Below are 14,686 nucleotides of genomic sequence, written 5' to 3' on the forward strand. Positions count from 1 at the left end.
GCCGAGTTTCTCGGCCTCCAGCCTTCGCAGCGCAGCCAGCGCACGCACTAAGCCGAGTTTCTCGGCCTACAGCCTTCGTATCGCAGCCAGCGCACACTCTAAGCCGAGTTTCTCGGCCTCCAGCCTTTGTGGCGCACCCAGCGCACGCTCTATGCCAATATTTTTCGGAATTTCAGTAACGACACGTCCGAATGTCACAAAGTGTTCACGGTGCTCCCTCACCTTTGCGAACGAAGAATGTACGTTTAGAGCACTTTTTCGCCCAGAGAACTTTAAAAAATGGTTTAAAAAGGGGGAACAGCAGGATTTAGCAATTCTCTTCAAGAACCCGTCCCGCAGTTCCAATTAAGCTGCCAAAAGAAAAGAGGACCCTTGCGGGCCCTCTTTCTGACGGTGTGTTGGATTGGTCGAGTATCATTTCAAACTCTTATTAGCTTGAAGACGTTGGAGATCAACATTCCTCATCGGAGTTAATCAGCAAGCGCTTCATGAATCCTCATGAGCCCTTTATAAACAAGCTGCGCAGAAGCGCTCCCTTATTTACAGGCTCGAAATGTGTGTGTTACAGACCGTAGTCTTTAGCACAACCCCTCGCTTCTATGCTGAAGTGAATGAAAAGGAATACCTTGATTACCTTGCACCAGTTGGTCCAATGGAACCACACCTCTCTTCCACCGTCGAAATTTAGAATGCCCCTTTACGAAACTTTCATACATGATGGCTCAAAAATTATTTGGGCATCCGGATCCATTTGCGCTCGTGATTCGTGTTTTCGGGGAAACGCTCGCCTTTATGCAGCGTTACCTTCTTCGGATTCTCAATGCCCATGTGGAAGGAGTTGACGCCTGCCTCAATGTACGTGCCGTTGTTGGGAGCCCGGTCCCCTTGGTTAAACATCGTAAATTCGCCCATTGCTCAGCACCTCCAGATCAATGTGGGACGAGCCCAGCAGCATCGTCCATTGTTTAGTATGGATCGGATCATGGCAGCGCATGACTGACAGAATTCGGACGGGAGCATGCCTTGTCATTGCGGGAAGAATTTGATATAGTATAGAGATGCGAGCCTAGGGCTCGTTCCTTGCTCCGCTTAGGCGGGGCCGTTAGTCCAAAAGGAGGTGAAACAATATGCGCAAATATGAAGTGATGTACATCATTCGTCCAGACGTAGAGCAAGAGAACGTTCAAGCTCTCGTTGATAAGTTCAATGGCATCATCTCCAACGGTGGAGAGGTTACGAAAACAGACGTAATCGGCAAACGCCGTCTTGCGTATGAGATCAATAAGCTTCGTGATGGTTACTTTGTTCTGGTACACTTCAACGCTACAACTGAAGTTGTCAATGAGCTTGACCGTATCATGAAGATTACGGATGAAGTTATCCGTACGTTGATCGTCAGAGACGTAGCTTAGTTCCACAGGATTTTGTTCAATGGGGAGGTCATGACATGTTGAACCGTGTAATATTGATTGGCAGATTGACGAGAGACCCTGAGCTCCGTTACACGCCAGCCGGAGTAGCAGTGACGCAATTCACGCTAGCTGTTGACCGACCGTTCACGTCGGGTCAAGGAGAGCGCGAGGCGGATTTCATTCCGGTCGTGACGTGGCGCCAGCTTGCGGAGACCTGTGCCAATTACTTGCGTAAAGGCCGTCTGACGGCTGTAGAGGGACGCATTCAAGTGCGGAACTACGAGAACAATGAGGGCAAGCGTGTGTATGTAACGGAAGTTATTGCAGACAACGTCCGGTTCTTGGAGTCGAGCCGCGAAGGCGGAGCTCCGCGTGAGGAAAGCGGCGGCGGGTACAGCGGCGGTGGCGGCAATACGGGCGGCGGCTATGGCGGAGGAGGCAACAACTCTTCTTATAGCGGCGGGAATAGCGGCAACCGTTCGAATCAATCACGGAACGACAATGATCCGTTCAAGGATGACGGACGCCCGATTGACATTTCCGAAGATGATTTGCCATTCTAACTATTGACGATAAGGAGGATGTATCATGGGCTTCAAGCAAAGAGAAGGCGGCGATGAGCGTCCAGAACGCAAATTCGGCGGCCGTAAAGGCGGACGTAACAAACGTCGTAAAGTTTGTTACTTCACTGTAAACAAAATTTCTCACATTGACTATAAAGACACTGATTTGCTGAAAAAGTTTATTAGCGAGCGCGGCAAAATTTTGCCACGTCGTGTAACTGGCACAAGCGCGAAATACCAACGTTTGCTGACTGTTGCAATTAAACGTTCCCGTCAAATCGCATTGCTGCCATACACGACTGAATAGTCTGTAGATCAGCATAAAGAAAGGGCCCTCTTCGGAGGGCTCTTTTTGCTATGCGCAGCAGCAATAGAATTGGACAGATATAAAGAGCAAATTTCAATGAATGAAGTGAATTGAAAAGCGAAGCTTCGCGGAGTATGGACCAGAAATACGCTTATTAAACCGCTTACATCGCTGGCGAAAAAGATGAACCTTAAAATAACTCTATGTATAATAGTGAACGCCCACCATCGGCCCCGACCTTTCTGAGAGTGGAAGGTCACCCATTTATAGCATAGAGGAGGATTTTTTATTTTACTGTCAAAACTGAAAAACACGTGGTTCTTCAACATTCGAGGCGATGTGCTTGCGGGAATTACAGTAGCGCTGGCTTTGATACCGGAAGCGATCGCGTTCTCGATTATCGCAGGCGTTGACCCGATGGTAGGGCTGCATGCTTCTTTCTGCATCGCAGTCATCATCTCGCTTGTGGGAGGCCGCCCCGGCATGATCTCCGCCGCAACCGGAGCGATGGCGGTCCTTATGGTGACGCTGGTCGCTGATCATGGACTAGAGTATCTGTATGCCGCTACGATTCTTACGGGCATCCTGCAATTCATTATCGGGACGCTTAAGCTGGGGCGATTTATTACGTTTGTGCCGCATTCCGTCGTCACTGGCTTTGTGAACGCGCTGGCGATTCTGATCTTTATGACGCAGCTTGTCCAGTTCGAAGGCGCCACATGGGTTATGTATGCGCTGGTAGCAGGCACGCTGCTGATCATCTATGGGCTGCCCCGCATTACAAAGGCTGTACCATCAGCGCTGGTGGCCATTATTGTCATGACATGTGTCACCGTATTCGGCGGCATCCAGGTCAATACGGTAGGCGATATGGGCGAGATTACGCGCTCGCTGCCGCTCTTCCACGTGCCGGACATTCTGCTGAACTGGGATTCGCTTGCGATTATTTTCCCAGTCTCGATGACGTTGGCGATCGTCGGTCTCCTGGAGTCGCTTATGACAGCGACGATCCTGGATGAAGCCACGAACACGAAAAGCGATAAAAACAAGGAAGTGCGCGGACAAGGCATTGCCAATATCGCAACCGGCTTCTTCGGAGGCATGGCGGGCTGTGCGATGATCGGCCAGTCGGTTATAAATGTGAAGTCTGGCGGCAGGGGGCGGCTATCGACGCTGACCGCAGGCGTGGTGCTGCTGTTCCTCATTATGGTACTGGGCGATGTCGTTAAGGTTATTCCTATGGCAGCACTGGTAGGGGTTATGATCATGGTATCGATCGGCACCTTCGATTGGCGCTCCATTCTGAATGTGAAGAAAATACCGGTTGCTGATACGCTGGTTATGACGACAACCGTTGCTGTGGTTGTGAACACGCATGACCTTGCAAGAGGCGTTCTCGTTGGCGTGATCATGAGCGCGCTGATCTTCGGCTGGAGAATTGCAAGGATACAGGCTGTCTCTGAGCTGGAAGCGGGCGGGCGCAAGGTGTACCGCATTAGCGGGCAAATGTTCTTCGGAACGATGAGCCACTTCGCTGATCTGTTCGACCCGCAAGGCGACCCTGAGCGGATTGCGATTGACTTCTCAGGCTCTCATGTATGGGATCATTCGGCCGTCACAGCCATCTCCAAAGTGGTGAACAAGTATGAGCAGCTCGGCAAGAAGGCAGAGATCATAGGCTTAAATGAGGAAAGCCGCCGCTTGGTGGACAAGGTTGGGTTAACCGCCTCATCAGGCCATTAATGGAACATGCACCATAGAATAAAAGGCCCTGTAGCGATGGAACGCTGCAGGGCCTTTTTCGTTTGTTAGCCGATAAGGATATGATCCTCCGGATAACCGATTTTGGATGTTTGTTTCTTCTGCGACAGGGCAAAGGCGAGCGTGAGCGGCCCAAGCCGGCCGATGAACATCGTAATGGCGATAATCACTTTGCCGACAGGTGACAAGTCGGCTGTGAGTCCCATAGAAAGGCCGGTGGTGCTGAAGGCCGATGTCGCCTCGAATAGCACCTGCAGGAAGTGATCCTCAAGCATGTCCTCCGTAATGGTAAGCAGGAACGTCACGAAGAGGACGCATGTGAGCGAGCTGATGACGACGGCTAGCGCGCGCATGACGGTATCCTGGGAGATCTTGCGCTCGAACGCATGGATTTGTCCGCCGCCGCGGAACGTATTGAACGTTGCCAGCAGCAGGACGACAACGGTATTGATCTTGATACCGCCGCCGGTACCGCCGGAAGCGGCCCCGATGAACATCAGAATAATCAGCAGGAACTGGGACACGGACAGCATGCTGGCGATATCAACCGTATTGAATCCGGCGCTCCTCGGCGTGAAGCTTTGGAAGATGGAAGCCATAATCCGTTCACTGAGCGTCAGATCCCCGTAGGTGGCACTGTTCCAGCTCTCCAGCAGGAACAGAAGCAAGAAGCCCAGCAAGGATAGAATGGCCGTAGCCAGAATGACTATCTTGGAGTGGAGCGACAGCTTGCGCCAGGAGCGCTTGCGGATAATGTCCACAATGACGATATAGCCCAGGCCGCCTACGACGAACAGCGTAATAATAATGAAGTTCACGATCGGATCGCCGACATGCTGGCTCAATCCATCCGACCACAGAGCGAAGCCTGCATTGTTGAAGGCGGATATGGAATGGAACAGCGCGTAATAGGCGGCTCTGCCAAGTCCCATCTCGCTCTCCCAGCGCAACGTCAGGATCAGTGTAGCAATCGATTCGAATAAGAATACGATAAGAACCATGTACAGCGACAGCTTCACCAGCCCTTGCGCGGAGGTGGACTGTGTGGAATGTTGAATAATAAGCCGCTGCTTGAGTCCGATTTTTTTGCCGAGCAGAATCGCGACCATCACGCCCAAGGTCATAAATCCGATGCCGCCGATCTGGATCAGGAGCATGATGACAACTTGTCCGAACATCGAGAAGGCGGAGCCGGTATCGAGTACGACAAGGCCGTTCACGCAGACCGCGGATACAGCGGTGAACAGGGCATTCAAGAACCCGACGGAATCTCCCGAACTGGAGGAGAACGGCATGCTCAGCAGCACGGTGCCGATACAAATTAAGAAAAAGAACACAATTGTAATGAGCTGAGGCGGGCTGATATTGTTCTTCAGCCGAGTGATGGTCCGCTCGACCAGGCTGAGTTCACTGCGCCTCGTTCTAAGGGCGTCCATAATCGCTCTCCAACTCTCTGATATCATCATAGCTGCCTATAATAAGAAGGATATCTCCGGTATGGATCGCATCTTCGGCTTTCGGCGATACGTTAATGTTCTGACCCGTCTTGATCGCCATAATCGTGCAGCCGTAGCGCGCACGAATGTTCAGATCCTTCAGCGACAGGCCGTTCATGGCAGGAGGGGCCAATATCTCGGACAGATTATACTCCGGCGACAACTCGATGTAATCGATCAGGTTGTCGGAGCTGAGCTGATTGCCCAGCCGGATGCCCATGTCCCGCTCAGGATAGATCACATAATCCGCGCCGATCTTATTCAGTACGTTGCCGTGCATTTCGTTGCGGGCTTTGGCCGTTACCTTCGGCACCTTCAGATCCTTCAGCAGCAGCGTCGTCAGAATGCTGGCCTGCAGATCATCGCCGATGGCGACAATGGCATGCGTGAAGTTGCTTGCGCCAAGCTCGCGCAGCACGGACTCGTCCGTACAGTCGGCCTGCAGCGCATGGGTCGCAATGGAGGCCATCTCCTGCACGAGCTGCTCATTCTTATCGACCGCCAGCACTTCATGCCCGTTCTCAATCAGCGTGCGTGTCAGGCTGGAGCCGAAGCGTCCTAGGCCAATGACCAAAAATTGTTTCTTCATCATGAATCACATCCTGGCAATAGTGGGTTCAAGCCGGAGCATAATGCTGGTAATTTAGCTTGATGGATAACATGATAGGAGACAACATTCCTTTTGTCAAAGGCTATTTCGGCCTATTGACGAGGCGCTTTCTTTACAATTCGAATGTATTCGCGCGGATAGTAGGGCAAGTGGATGGCTTCTTGACTATGCCCTTCTTCATCCTGGTAGATTTGATAGCCGCCTTCCGGAATGGGAGCGCGCTTGGCATTAGACTCACGATCAGCTTGAAGCCGGCTGTGAGCAATTGCGCTTGCTCCGATTAACGACAGGGATACAAGGGTGCATATCATTATTTTGGACCTAATCACGGGATTTGACTCACTCCTTTTTCTTATGAGTAATCCCCTTAGGACCTCGCTTTCATTCGGCGTACAGGGCATTTTCTTTTGACAACCCGAGCGGCGGGGGCTATAATTGACATACATTTTGTGCGTATGCATTCATATTGTTTCAAGAGGTGGAGCCTGCCAACAGCGGGCTCTTTTTGCGTTTTTTTGGGGTTATACGCCCCAAATGATGCTGAAACTGGCCGGAATGGCTTGCTTTTCCATCTGATGGGCAATACTGTTGTTGAATTTGGTTATCAAAAATAGGAGGTCGCATCTTGGTTATTCTTCATCTCGCCATTATTTTGCCTTTTCTATTCGCGATTGCTGCGCCAATCCTGCACAAGCTGCTTCCTCGCGTTCATGTGGGCTGGCTGATGCTTCCCGTTCCGGCGGCATTGTTCGCGTATATGCTCAGCCTCATTCCGGTTATACGGGATAAGGGCTTCCAAGAGGGGACGATCGCCTGGATGCCGTCTCTAGGCGTGGACGTACATGTCTACGCAGACGGACTGGCGCTTCTATTCGCGCTCCTCATTACGGGTATCGGATCACTGGTGCTTCTGTATTCGATCTATTACCTCGACAAGAACAGGGAGAAGCTTGTTCGCTTCTATGTCAGCCTTATGCTGTTCATGGGAGCGATGCTGGGACTCGTGCTGTCGGATAATCTGATGGTGCTGTATGGATTCTGGGAATTGACGAGCATCTCGTCGTTCCTGCTCATTGCTTTCTGGCATGAACGGGAGAAGTCGCTGTACGGGGCGATGAAATCACTGGTCATTACGGTCTTCGGCGGTCTGGCGATGTTCTCGGGTTTCCTGCTGCTCTATGTGATGACAGGCACGTTCAGCATCAGGGAGCTGATCGCGGGTGTTCCTGCGATTGCGGGACATGATCTGTTTGTGCCCGCGATGCTGCTCATATTGCTTGGCGCATTCACGAAGTCGGCGCAGTTCCCGTTCCACATCTGGCTGCCGGATGCGATGGAAGCGCCAACACCCGTAAGCGCGTATCTTCATTCGGCGACAATGGTGAAGGCCGGCATCTATCTCGTTGCGCGCATGAGCCCGATTTTCGCAGGAGAGGCGCTGTGGCTATGGCTGGTATCTGGACTAGGCCTGCTGACGCTGGTCTATGGTTCATTCCGTGCGCTGAAGCAGATTGACTTGAAGTCGATGCTCGCCTTCTCGACGATCAGCCAATTAGGACTGGTCATGAGCTTGTTCGGACTTGGTTCGGCAGCAGCGCTGTATACGGGGACACCGCAAGCGGAATTTTTCAGTAAAGCGACGATGGCGGCCCTCTTTCATTTGCTGAACCACGCTATATTCAAGGGTACGCTGTTCATGGTAGTCGGCATTGTCGACCATGAGACGGGCACGCGGGATATTCGCAAGCTAGGCGGCTTAATGGCGGTTATGCCCATCACCTTCACCATAGCGATGATCGGCTCTTTCTCGATGGCGGGCATACCGCCGTTCAATGGCTTCCTTAGCAAAGAAATGTTCTTCACAGCCGTGCTGAACATTCGGAGCATGGACCTGTACGGCATGGACGCATGGGGAACGCTGTTCCCTGTGATCGCATGGGTGGCGAGCGTCTTTACGTTCATCTACAGCATGCTGCTGGTTTTCCGCACGTTCGGCGGGAAGGCCCAGTTCGACAAGTTGGAGAAAAAGCCCCATGAAGCGCCGCTTGGCTTGCTGCTCTCGCCGGTGGTGCTGGCTACGCTTGCGATCGTATTCGGGTTATTCCCGAACCTGGCTTCGTATTCCCTGATTGAGCCGGCTATGGCGGCGGTTCATCCGGGGCTGCTTGGTCCGGGAGAGCAATTCATGGTCTCGATCAGCCTATGGCACGGGTTCACGACGGAGCTGTTCATGACAGCCGGAGTTGTAGCGTTAGGCATTGTCTTGTTCCTGCTGCATAAGCGTTCTGCTGTGCTGAATCAGCCGTTATTCGTCAAGGCGACTTTGAACAAGAGCTATGACGGGGGCTTAAGCATGATGGACCGCGTGTCCCATGCCATCACGAGAGTATATATGACGGGTTCGATCCGCCATTATATGATCTATATCTTTGCATTCCTGATCTTGGCGCTGGGGCTTACCCTATTCGGGCAAAATGCCTTCAGCATCGATACAAGCGGCTTTGCAGAGATGAGCTTCTATGAAGGGGCGATTATGCTCGCGCTTGTCCTGGCGTCAATCGCCGTACTGTTCGTGAATTCGCGGCTGATGGCGATTATTTTGACAGGGGCGGTAGGGTATCTGGTCTCGCTGTTCTTCGTCATATTCCGGGCGCCGGATCTCGCGTTAACTCAGCTCAGCGTGGAGACGGTATCGGTCGCCTTGTTCCTGCTTTGCTTCTACCACTTGCCGAAGCTGAAGAAAGAGCTTGTATCGCTCCGTTTCAAGCTGGGAAATCTCATAATTGCGCTTGGCGTAGGCGCGACGATGACGCTGGTAGCGTTGAGCGCGAGCAGGACGAAGCCGTTCGAGTCCATCTCCCATTATTTCCTGGAAAATAGTTATAAGCTCGCAGGCGGCAAAAACGTAGTCAATGTCATTCTGGTAGACTTCCGGGGCTTTGATACGATGCTGGAGATTGTCGTCTTGGGCATTGCGTCCTTCGGCATCTATGCGCTTATTAAGGTGAAGCTGAAGGAAGATGGCCTAGAGAGTGCTCCAGGCCAGTCTCGTGCAGCATTGCCGCTTGAAGCATATAAGAGCAACGATGTGATCTTGAAGACTTTGGCGAAGCTGACGATCGTCATTATCCTAGGATTCTCTCTCTACATGTTCTACATGGGGCATAACCATCCGGGCGGAGGGTTCATTGGGGCGCTCATGGCTTCGGCGGCGCTGCTGCTTATGGGCATGTCCTTCGGGATGAAGAAGGTAGACCGGTTCATGCCTCTGAACTTTCAGAAGCTGACCGCGCTTGGCATTCTGATAGCTTTGCTGACTGGGATTGGCTCCTTCGTCTTCGATGCGCCGTTCCTCAGCCATGCCTTCGATTATTTCGATGTGCCGATTATAGGCGAGCTGGAGCTGGCAACGGCAACGTTATTCGATCTTGGCGTGTATCTGACCGTTATAGGGGTCGCGATGACGATTATTTTCACCATTGGGAGGGATCAATAGATGGAACTGTATATGTCCTTGACGATAGGAGTGCTGTTCACGGTCGGCGTCTATCTGATTCTGTCCAAAAGCTTGCTGCGCATCATTCTGGGCACATCCTTTCTGACGCATGGCGTGCATCTGCTGCTGCTGACGATGTCGCGCCTCAAGACGGGGGCGGCTCCGCTGCTTGGGGAGAAAGCGGATTCTTATGTGGACCCGCTGCCGCAGGCGCTTATTCTGACCTCCATTGTAATCAGCTTTGGCGTAACATCGTTCTTCATCGTGCTGGCTTACAAGGCCTATCGAAAGCTCGGCACAGACGATATGGAGCAGCTAAGGGGGGAGCAGCATGAATAATACGCTGGTTCTCCCGCTCATCATTCCGCTGCTGACGGCAGTCATCCTTGTCTTCCTGAAAGGGCGGATCGCCCTGCAGCGCTGGATTAGCGGGTTAAGCGGACTTGTGAATGTCGCAGTCGCTGCTTACATCCTCTATCAAGTGAAGACGGATGGGATTCAGACCTTATATATGAGCGGCTGGGTGCCGCCTTACGGCATTGTCTTTGTGGCGGATATGCTCGCAACTCTGCTTGTGCTCACGACAACGATTATCGGGCTGTTCTGCTTGCTGTATTCCTTCCGCAGCATCGGAGAGGAGCGAGAGCGGCATTACTATTATCCGCTATTCCAATTCCTTCTGGTGGGTGTAAGCGGCTCGTTCCTGACTGGCGATATCTTCAACTTGTTTGTCTGCTTCGAGGTCATGCTGATCTCTTCTTATGCGCTAATTGTGCATGGCGGCACGAAGCTTCAATTAAGAGAATCGCTGAAGTATATGCTGGTGAATATCCTGTCCTCGGCATTATTCGTAGCGGCAGTCGCTTATCTCTATGGGGTGACGGGGGCGCTGAACATGGCCGATCTGTCCGTTCGAGTCGCTGAAGCGGGGCAAGGCGGCATTCTGAACGTCATTGCGGTGCTGTTTATGATTGTGTTCGCGCTTAAGGCGGGGTTGCTCCTGTTCTTCTGGCTGCCGGGCTCTTACGGTGCTCCGCCCGCTGCGATACGCACGATCTTCGCGGCGTTGCTCACCAAAGTAGGTTTGTACGCGCTGCTGCGCACGTTCACCTTGATCTTCTATCATGATCCGTCCGTTACGCATAGCTGGATGGGCTGGATGGCGGGGGCGACGATGGTGCTGGGAGCGATCGGCGCAGTGGCATATCGGGATATTCCGCGCATTCTGAATTACAATGTGGTCATTAGCGTCGGCTTTATCGCCTTCGGGCTTGTCTCCGCCAATCAAGACGCGCTGGATGGCGCGGTGTTCTACCTGATCCATGACATGATCGGCAAAGCGCTCCTCTTCCTGCTGGGCGGCATGATTATCACGGCAGCGGGAACGAAGAAGCTGGATGAGATGGGCGGACTGATCAAGCGCCATCCGTATCTGGGCTGGATGTTCTTCGTGACGGCGCTGGCGATTGCCGGCATTCCGCCGCTAAGCGGCTTTGCGGGCAAGCTGATGATTATACGCGGCGGCTTCGCCGAGGAGCATTATGTGCTTGCAGCAGTGTCTGTCGCCTCCAGCTTCATCGTGCTGTACTCGTTGATCCGCATCTTCATGGCGGCGTTCTGGGGCAAGGAGAGACTGGCGGCAGCTGAGACCACGCCGGCAAGGGCTTCGGATTACCGGATGAAGCTGCTGTCCGGCGCAGGCCTCTTCATAATTGTCATAGCGATGGGGCTTGGCGCAGAGTGGGTATACGGCTTCGTAGCGGAAGCGGGCCAGACCTTGGTGCAGCCGGCAATCTATATCGACGCGGTGCTAAAGGAGTAGAGGATCATGATCATACTGAAGCGGGCATGGGCCGTCATTAAGCTGTTTGTTCTATTTAATAAAGAGCTGTTCGTCTCAAGCTATGCGGTATTGCTGCAAATTCTAAAGCCCAAGCTGTCGATCCGGCCTGGCATCTTCGCCATGAAGACGGAGCTAAAGTCGAATTGGGAAATAACGCTGCTCTCCTGCCTCATCTGCCTGACTCCAGGCACGCTAACGCTGGATGTATCGGGAGACGGAGAGACGCTGTATATTCATGCGATGGATATTGAGGATGCGGAGCAGCTCTCGCAACAAATCAAGAATACGTTCGAGAAAGCCATTATGGAGGTGACTCGCGCATGATGAACGGAATGCTGATTGCTGCTCTTATCTTGTTATCGCTGGCTATTCTCGGGGCGTTGTACCGGTTGCTCAAAGGGCCATCCATCCCGGACCGGATCGCAGCGCTCGACACGATAGGGATTCTGCTGCTGGCGACCATTGCTGTATTAGGCATGCTGCTGCGCACGACAGCCTACTTCGATATTATTCTGCTGCTCGGCATATTGACGTTCATCGGAACGACAGCATTCGCGAGATATATAGAGAGGGGTGTAGTCCTTGAACCTGGAGATGATCGGTGAGTGGCTGATTGGCATACTCATCGTGCTTGGAGCGGTCGTCTGCGTAATCAGCGTCTTCGGTCTCATCCGGCTGCCGGATGTGTATCTTCGCTCCCATGCCGCGACGAAAAGCGCAACAATGGGCGTGCTCTTCATCTTATTCGGCGGATTTCTGTACTTCTGGCTATTCGAGAACCATATCAGCATCAAGCTGCTGCTTGGCATCGTCTTCGTCTTCATTACGTCACCGGTAGCGGGACATCTGAACGGGCGGGCGGCTTATCGCTCCGGCGTGTCGCTGTGGAAGGGCAGCGTACAGGATGATCTGAAGGCAGAACGAAAGCGAGTGAAGGGGCAGGCCGGCGAGAAGAGCGGAAGCGTGTAGGGGATACCCCTATATATAGAAGAAAAAGAAGAGAAACCCGCCATCATGGCGGGTTTCTCTTCTTTTTGCAGGCTAATTATCGTCTGTATCTTGTCTTAGAACTTGCCGATCTGCTGCTCCGACCATTCGCCGATATACGGCAGCTTGAACTGCTTGCCCTGCAGCGCGAGCAGCATGAGCGCGATCCAGAGAATGAAGGTAAGCGGAGTCAGAATGAATGCCACTAGCAGGCCGATGATTGGAATCGCACCCAGGATTAGGTTGACGGCTACCAGGATGACAAAGACAGCTGTAGACTGCATGGCATGAAATTTGACGAATCGGCTCTGCTTCTCAATTACCAAGAAAATAATGCCAGTCACAAATCCGGCCAAGTAACAAAGCAATCCGGCTACTTTCGGGTCCAGTCCGGTCGACGACGGGTCTGGATTGACTTGAATGGGCTGCATGGAGATTTGTTCATCCCTTTCTGATCATCATCGTTATATACAATATATTCCTTGTGGACTAGCGATAGACCTCTCTACTATAGCAAAACTTTGGCAATATTGGAACGAATGAATTGTAACGGGTTTGTAACCTGCTTGAGCTTTGCTTCGTCTAAAATAAAAAGGGGTATATATGACTAAATCGACAAAAAGAGATATCGGAATGGAGAGAATGGTAGGATATGAAGAAATATAAACGGGCCTATATCATTAGTGCAGTTGCTCTCGTCATTTTATCGCTGGCCTATTTCAACCGCGGAGCGCTTGCCATGATGGGGTTTGACTGGTTCCTGCAGGGCGAGGTCGAGAAGCGGCTGGAGCACACCTACAAGCCGATCGAGGGCCGCGAGCCGAAGCCGGTCAATGTCGACAAGACGAAGCAGGATCCATTCGCCTTGCTGCTGATGGGTGTTGACCAGCGCGGCAAGGAAATTGGACGGTCGGATACGCTGATCTACACCGTTGTGCGTCCAAGCGACGGCAATATGCTGCTCGTGTCGATTCCGCGGGACATGTATGTGGAGATTGTCGGCAGGGACCGCGAGGACAAGATTAACCACGCATACGCCTTCGGCGGTCCGGGCATGTCGATGGACACGGTGGAGAAGTTCCTGGATGCGCCAGTCAACTATTATGCATCTATCAACTTTGAGGGCTTCCAGGCTGCGATTGACGCGCTTGGCGGCATTGCGCTTCCGATCGACAAGGATATCGTGAACAAGGATCCGTACCATGACAAATTCACGATCAAGGGCGGCCAAGACTTGTACAACGGCAAAGATGCGCTGAATTTCGTGCGTTACCGCGAGGATGCCGGCGGTGATATGAGCCGTACGGAGAGACATCAGCAGTTCCTTCATGCTATGATAGAGAAGGCGTCCGCAATGAAGCAATGGAGCAAGATTCCTGAGCTTCTGGACATCATGGGCGAGAACTTCAGCACGGATATGCAGCCGGGCAAGCTGATTGACATGGCTCAAAGCATGGTGCAATCCAAGAACGGCAATATGTACAGCCAGACGATTCTGGGCGAAGGCCACAGGCTGGAGGCCGGAGGCGCCTGGTACTACTTTGCGAATGAAGAGGATCTGGCCCAGGTCCAGCTGATGATCAAAAACTGGTTGAATCCCGACACGAAGGCGGGCAGCTTAATTCTTCCTCCGAAGTATCAAGACAGCAAGAAAGAGGTAGAGGTGCTCTCCAGTGCGTCGTCGGTGCACGAAACGGAGTGAATGGAAGGATGAATATTGCCTTTTTCCTGCTGCCCAAGCATGAGGTCGTATGTCTGCCGCATGACGCGACGCTCAGGCAGGCGCTGGAGCGCATGGAATATCACCGCTATTCTGCCGTTCCCATCATCAATGAAGATGGCGGATATATCGGCACGGTAACAGAGGGAGATCTGCTGTGGTTCATGAAGAACCGCCCGGATCTGACGTTCGACAGCTCCTACAAGGTGAAGCTGATTGACGTACCGCTGCGGATTAACAATAAGACGGTGAATATTGATGCCAATATGGACGATCTGATCTCGCTGGCCAAAGTACAGAACTTTGTGCCGGTAGTAGACGACCGCGATCATTTTATCGGTATTGTACGCAGAAGCGAAATTATTGATTATTGCCAGAAGGGACTGTCCCAACGGATCTGACGGATTCAGCGGGGGAGTCCCTTCCCTTTATTGCCGGAATACCCAGGTAACACTGGCTCAGGCAATGCGTGCGCAAACGGGCTTTTGTGC

General features: G+C 52.5%; 17 protein-coding genes and 1 pseudogene. 12 read left to right on the plus strand and 6 right to left on the minus strand.

Going from position 1 to position 14,686, the window contains the following annotated elements; genetic code table 11:
• Nucleotides 1-66: 66 nt before the first annotated feature.
• Together D3P09_RS28380 and D3P09_RS24125 are read right to left on the minus strand one after the other, a co-directional pair.
• Nucleotides 67-198, minus strand: a complete 132-nt coding sequence (locus D3P09_RS28380; RefSeq protein ID WP_279387146.1) for a hypothetical protein — start codon at nucleotides 196-198, stop codon at nucleotides 67-69.
• 531 nt (nucleotides 199-729) lie between these two features.
• Nucleotides 730-912: a YjzC family protein gene (locus tag D3P09_RS24125; RefSeq protein ID WP_120114004.1), complete on the minus strand. Its 183-nt coding sequence runs from the start codon at nucleotides 910-912 to the stop codon at nucleotides 730-732.
• Between the two features lie 215 nt (nucleotides 913-1,127).
• Here D3P09_RS24125 and rpsF point away from each other — a divergent pair, with 215 nt between their 5' ends.
• The 4 genes from rpsF (at nucleotide 1,128) to D3P09_RS24145 (ending at nucleotide 4,025) form a co-directional block, all read left to right on the plus strand.
• Entirely contained in the window at nucleotides 1,128-1,412 is a 285-nt protein-coding gene (gene rpsF / locus D3P09_RS24130) for a 30S ribosomal protein S6 (RefSeq protein ID WP_120114005.1), read from the plus strand.
• Between the two features lie 35 nt (nucleotides 1,413-1,447).
• Nucleotides 1,448-1,975, plus strand: a complete 528-nt coding sequence (ssb, locus tag D3P09_RS24135) for a single-stranded DNA-binding protein (RefSeq protein WP_120114006.1) — start codon at nucleotides 1,448-1,450, stop codon at nucleotides 1,973-1,975.
• Nucleotides 1,976-2,000: 25 nt separating this feature from the next.
• The gene (gene rpsR / locus D3P09_RS24140; protein WP_116048423.1) at nucleotides 2,001-2,282 is read left to right on the plus strand and encodes a 30S ribosomal protein S18; all 282 of its coding nucleotides are present in this window, start codon (nucleotides 2,001-2,003) and stop codon (nucleotides 2,280-2,282) included.
• A gap of 288 nt (nucleotides 2,283-2,570) precedes the next feature.
• Nucleotides 2,571-4,025: a SulP family inorganic anion transporter gene (locus D3P09_RS24145; protein ID WP_120114007.1), complete on the plus strand. Its 1,455-nt coding sequence runs from the start codon at nucleotides 2,571-2,573 to the stop codon at nucleotides 4,023-4,025.
• 65 nt (nucleotides 4,026-4,090) lie between these two features.
• Here the strand turns inward: D3P09_RS24145 and D3P09_RS24150 are convergent, their stop codons facing one another.
• The 3 genes from D3P09_RS24150 to D3P09_RS27435 form a co-directional block, all read right to left on the minus strand.
• The gene (locus D3P09_RS24150) at nucleotides 4,091-5,479 is read right to left on the minus strand and encodes a TrkH family potassium uptake protein (protein ID WP_120114008.1); all 1,389 of its coding nucleotides are present in this window, start codon (nucleotides 5,477-5,479) and stop codon (nucleotides 4,091-4,093) included.
• Nucleotides 5,466-6,131, minus strand: coding sequence for a potassium channel family protein (locus D3P09_RS24155; RefSeq protein ID WP_120114009.1), 666 nt, complete (start codon nucleotides 6,129-6,131; stop codon nucleotides 5,466-5,468). Before D3P09_RS24155 ends, D3P09_RS24150 begins: the two co-directional genes overlap by 14 nt.
• A 110-nt stretch (nucleotides 6,132-6,241) precedes the next feature.
• The gene (locus D3P09_RS27435) at nucleotides 6,242-6,478 is read right to left on the minus strand and encodes a hypothetical protein (protein ID WP_133305052.1); all 237 of its coding nucleotides are present in this window, start codon (nucleotides 6,476-6,478) and stop codon (nucleotides 6,242-6,244) included.
• A 296-nt stretch (nucleotides 6,479-6,774) separates the two neighbouring features.
• Between D3P09_RS27435 and D3P09_RS24165 the strand changes: the two genes are divergently transcribed.
• From D3P09_RS24165 to mnhG, 6 genes and pseudogenes are all read left to right on the plus strand, one after another.
• Nucleotides 6,775-9,645, plus strand: coding sequence for a Na+/H+ antiporter subunit A (locus D3P09_RS24165; protein WP_120114011.1), 2,871 nt, complete (start codon nucleotides 6,775-6,777; stop codon nucleotides 9,643-9,645).
• Nucleotides 9,646-9,984 carry a Na(+)/H(+) antiporter subunit C gene (locus D3P09_RS24170; protein ID WP_120114012.1) on the plus strand — a complete coding sequence of 113 codons (339 nt, stop codon included), beginning with the start codon at nucleotides 9,646-9,648 and terminating at the stop codon, nucleotides 9,982-9,984. It begins immediately after the preceding gene.
• Nucleotides 9,977-11,467 (plus strand): Na+/H+ antiporter subunit D, encoded by a 1,491-nt coding sequence (locus tag D3P09_RS24175; protein ID WP_120114013.1) that lies wholly within the window; start codon nucleotides 9,977-9,979, stop codon nucleotides 11,465-11,467. The genes D3P09_RS24170 and D3P09_RS24175 overlap by 8 nt, the downstream gene beginning before the upstream one ends.
• A 21-nt stretch (nucleotides 11,468-11,488) precedes the next feature.
• Nucleotides 11,489-11,812, plus strand: a pseudogene (locus D3P09_RS24180) (Na+/H+ antiporter subunit E); the annotation flags it as partial.
• On the plus strand, nucleotides 11,809-12,093 hold the full coding sequence (locus tag D3P09_RS24185) for a Na(+)/H(+) antiporter subunit F1 (protein ID WP_120114015.1): 285 nt from the start codon (nucleotides 11,809-11,811) through the stop codon (nucleotides 12,091-12,093). The pseudogene D3P09_RS24180 and the gene D3P09_RS24185, both read left to right, overlap by 4 nt.
• Nucleotides 12,083-12,457: a monovalent cation/H(+) antiporter subunit G gene (gene mnhG / locus D3P09_RS24190; RefSeq protein WP_120114188.1), complete on the plus strand. Its 375-nt coding sequence runs from the start codon at nucleotides 12,083-12,085 to the stop codon at nucleotides 12,455-12,457. Before D3P09_RS24185 ends, mnhG begins: the two co-directional genes overlap by 11 nt.
• A gap of 95 nt (nucleotides 12,458-12,552) precedes the next feature.
• On the opposite strand, the gene D3P09_RS24195 is transcribed toward mnhG, so the two are convergent.
• Entirely contained in the window at nucleotides 12,553-12,906 is a 354-nt protein-coding gene (locus D3P09_RS24195) for a DUF4870 domain-containing protein (RefSeq protein ID WP_120114016.1), read from the minus strand.
• A gap of 221 nt (nucleotides 12,907-13,127) precedes the next feature.
• On the opposite strand from D3P09_RS24195, the gene D3P09_RS24200 reads away from it, so the two are divergent.
• Nucleotides 13,128-14,177, plus strand: a complete 1,050-nt coding sequence (locus tag D3P09_RS24200) for an LCP family protein (RefSeq protein ID WP_120114017.1) — start codon at nucleotides 13,128-13,130, stop codon at nucleotides 14,175-14,177.
• A gap of 8 nt (nucleotides 14,178-14,185) precedes the next feature.
• Nucleotides 14,186-14,596: a CBS domain-containing protein gene (locus D3P09_RS24205; RefSeq protein WP_119803595.1), complete on the plus strand. Its 411-nt coding sequence runs from the start codon at nucleotides 14,186-14,188 to the stop codon at nucleotides 14,594-14,596.
• Nucleotides 14,597-14,686 lie beyond the last annotated feature (90 nt).

The organism is Paenibacillus pinisoli (assembly GCF_003605435.1).
GTDB lineage: Bacteria > Bacillota > Bacilli > Paenibacillales > Paenibacillaceae > Pristimantibacillus > Pristimantibacillus pinisoli.

What these genes read in the sequence shown, in the direction of transcription:
- D3P09_RS24170 (WP_120114012.1), top strand. Translation starts at nt 9,646, where the DNA reads ATGGAACTGTATATGTCCTTGACGATAGGAGTGCTGTTCACGGTCGGC.
- D3P09_RS24200 (WP_120114017.1), top strand. Translation starts at nt 13,128, where the DNA reads ATGAAGAAATATAAACGGGCCTATATCATTAGTGCAGTTGCTCTCGTC.
- D3P09_RS24175 (WP_120114013.1), top strand. Translation starts at nt 9,977, where the DNA reads ATGAATAATACGCTGGTTCTCCCGCTCATCATTCCGCTGCTGACGGCA.
- D3P09_RS24125 (WP_120114004.1), bottom strand. Translation starts at nt 912, where the DNA reads ATGGGCGAATTTACGATGTTTAACCAAGGGGACCGGGCTCCCAACAAC.
- D3P09_RS24205 (WP_119803595.1), top strand. Translation starts at nt 14,186, where the DNA reads ATGAATATTGCCTTTTTCCTGCTGCCCAAGCATGAGGTCGTATGTCTG.
- rpsF (WP_120114005.1), top strand. Translation starts at nt 1,128, where the DNA reads ATGCGCAAATATGAAGTGATGTACATCATTCGTCCAGACGTAGAGCAA.
- D3P09_RS24155 (WP_120114009.1), bottom strand. Translation starts at nt 6,131, where the DNA reads ATGATGAAGAAACAATTTTTGGTCATTGGCCTAGGACGCTTCGGCTCC.
- D3P09_RS24195 (WP_120114016.1), bottom strand. Translation starts at nt 12,906, where the DNA reads ATGCAGCCCATTCAAGTCAATCCAGACCCGTCGTCGACCGGACTGGAC.
- ssb (WP_120114006.1), top strand. Translation starts at nt 1,448, where the DNA reads ATGTTGAACCGTGTAATATTGATTGGCAGATTGACGAGAGACCCTGAG.
- D3P09_RS24185 (WP_120114015.1), top strand. Translation starts at nt 11,809, where the DNA reads ATGATGAACGGAATGCTGATTGCTGCTCTTATCTTGTTATCGCTGGCT.
- mnhG (WP_120114188.1), top strand. Translation starts at nt 12,083, where the DNA reads ATGATCGGTGAGTGGCTGATTGGCATACTCATCGTGCTTGGAGCGGTC.
- D3P09_RS24150 (WP_120114008.1), bottom strand. Translation starts at nt 5,479, where the DNA reads ATGGACGCCCTTAGAACGAGGCGCAGTGAACTCAGCCTGGTCGAGCGG.
- rpsR (WP_116048423.1), top strand. Translation starts at nt 2,001, where the DNA reads ATGGGCTTCAAGCAAAGAGAAGGCGGCGATGAGCGTCCAGAACGCAAA.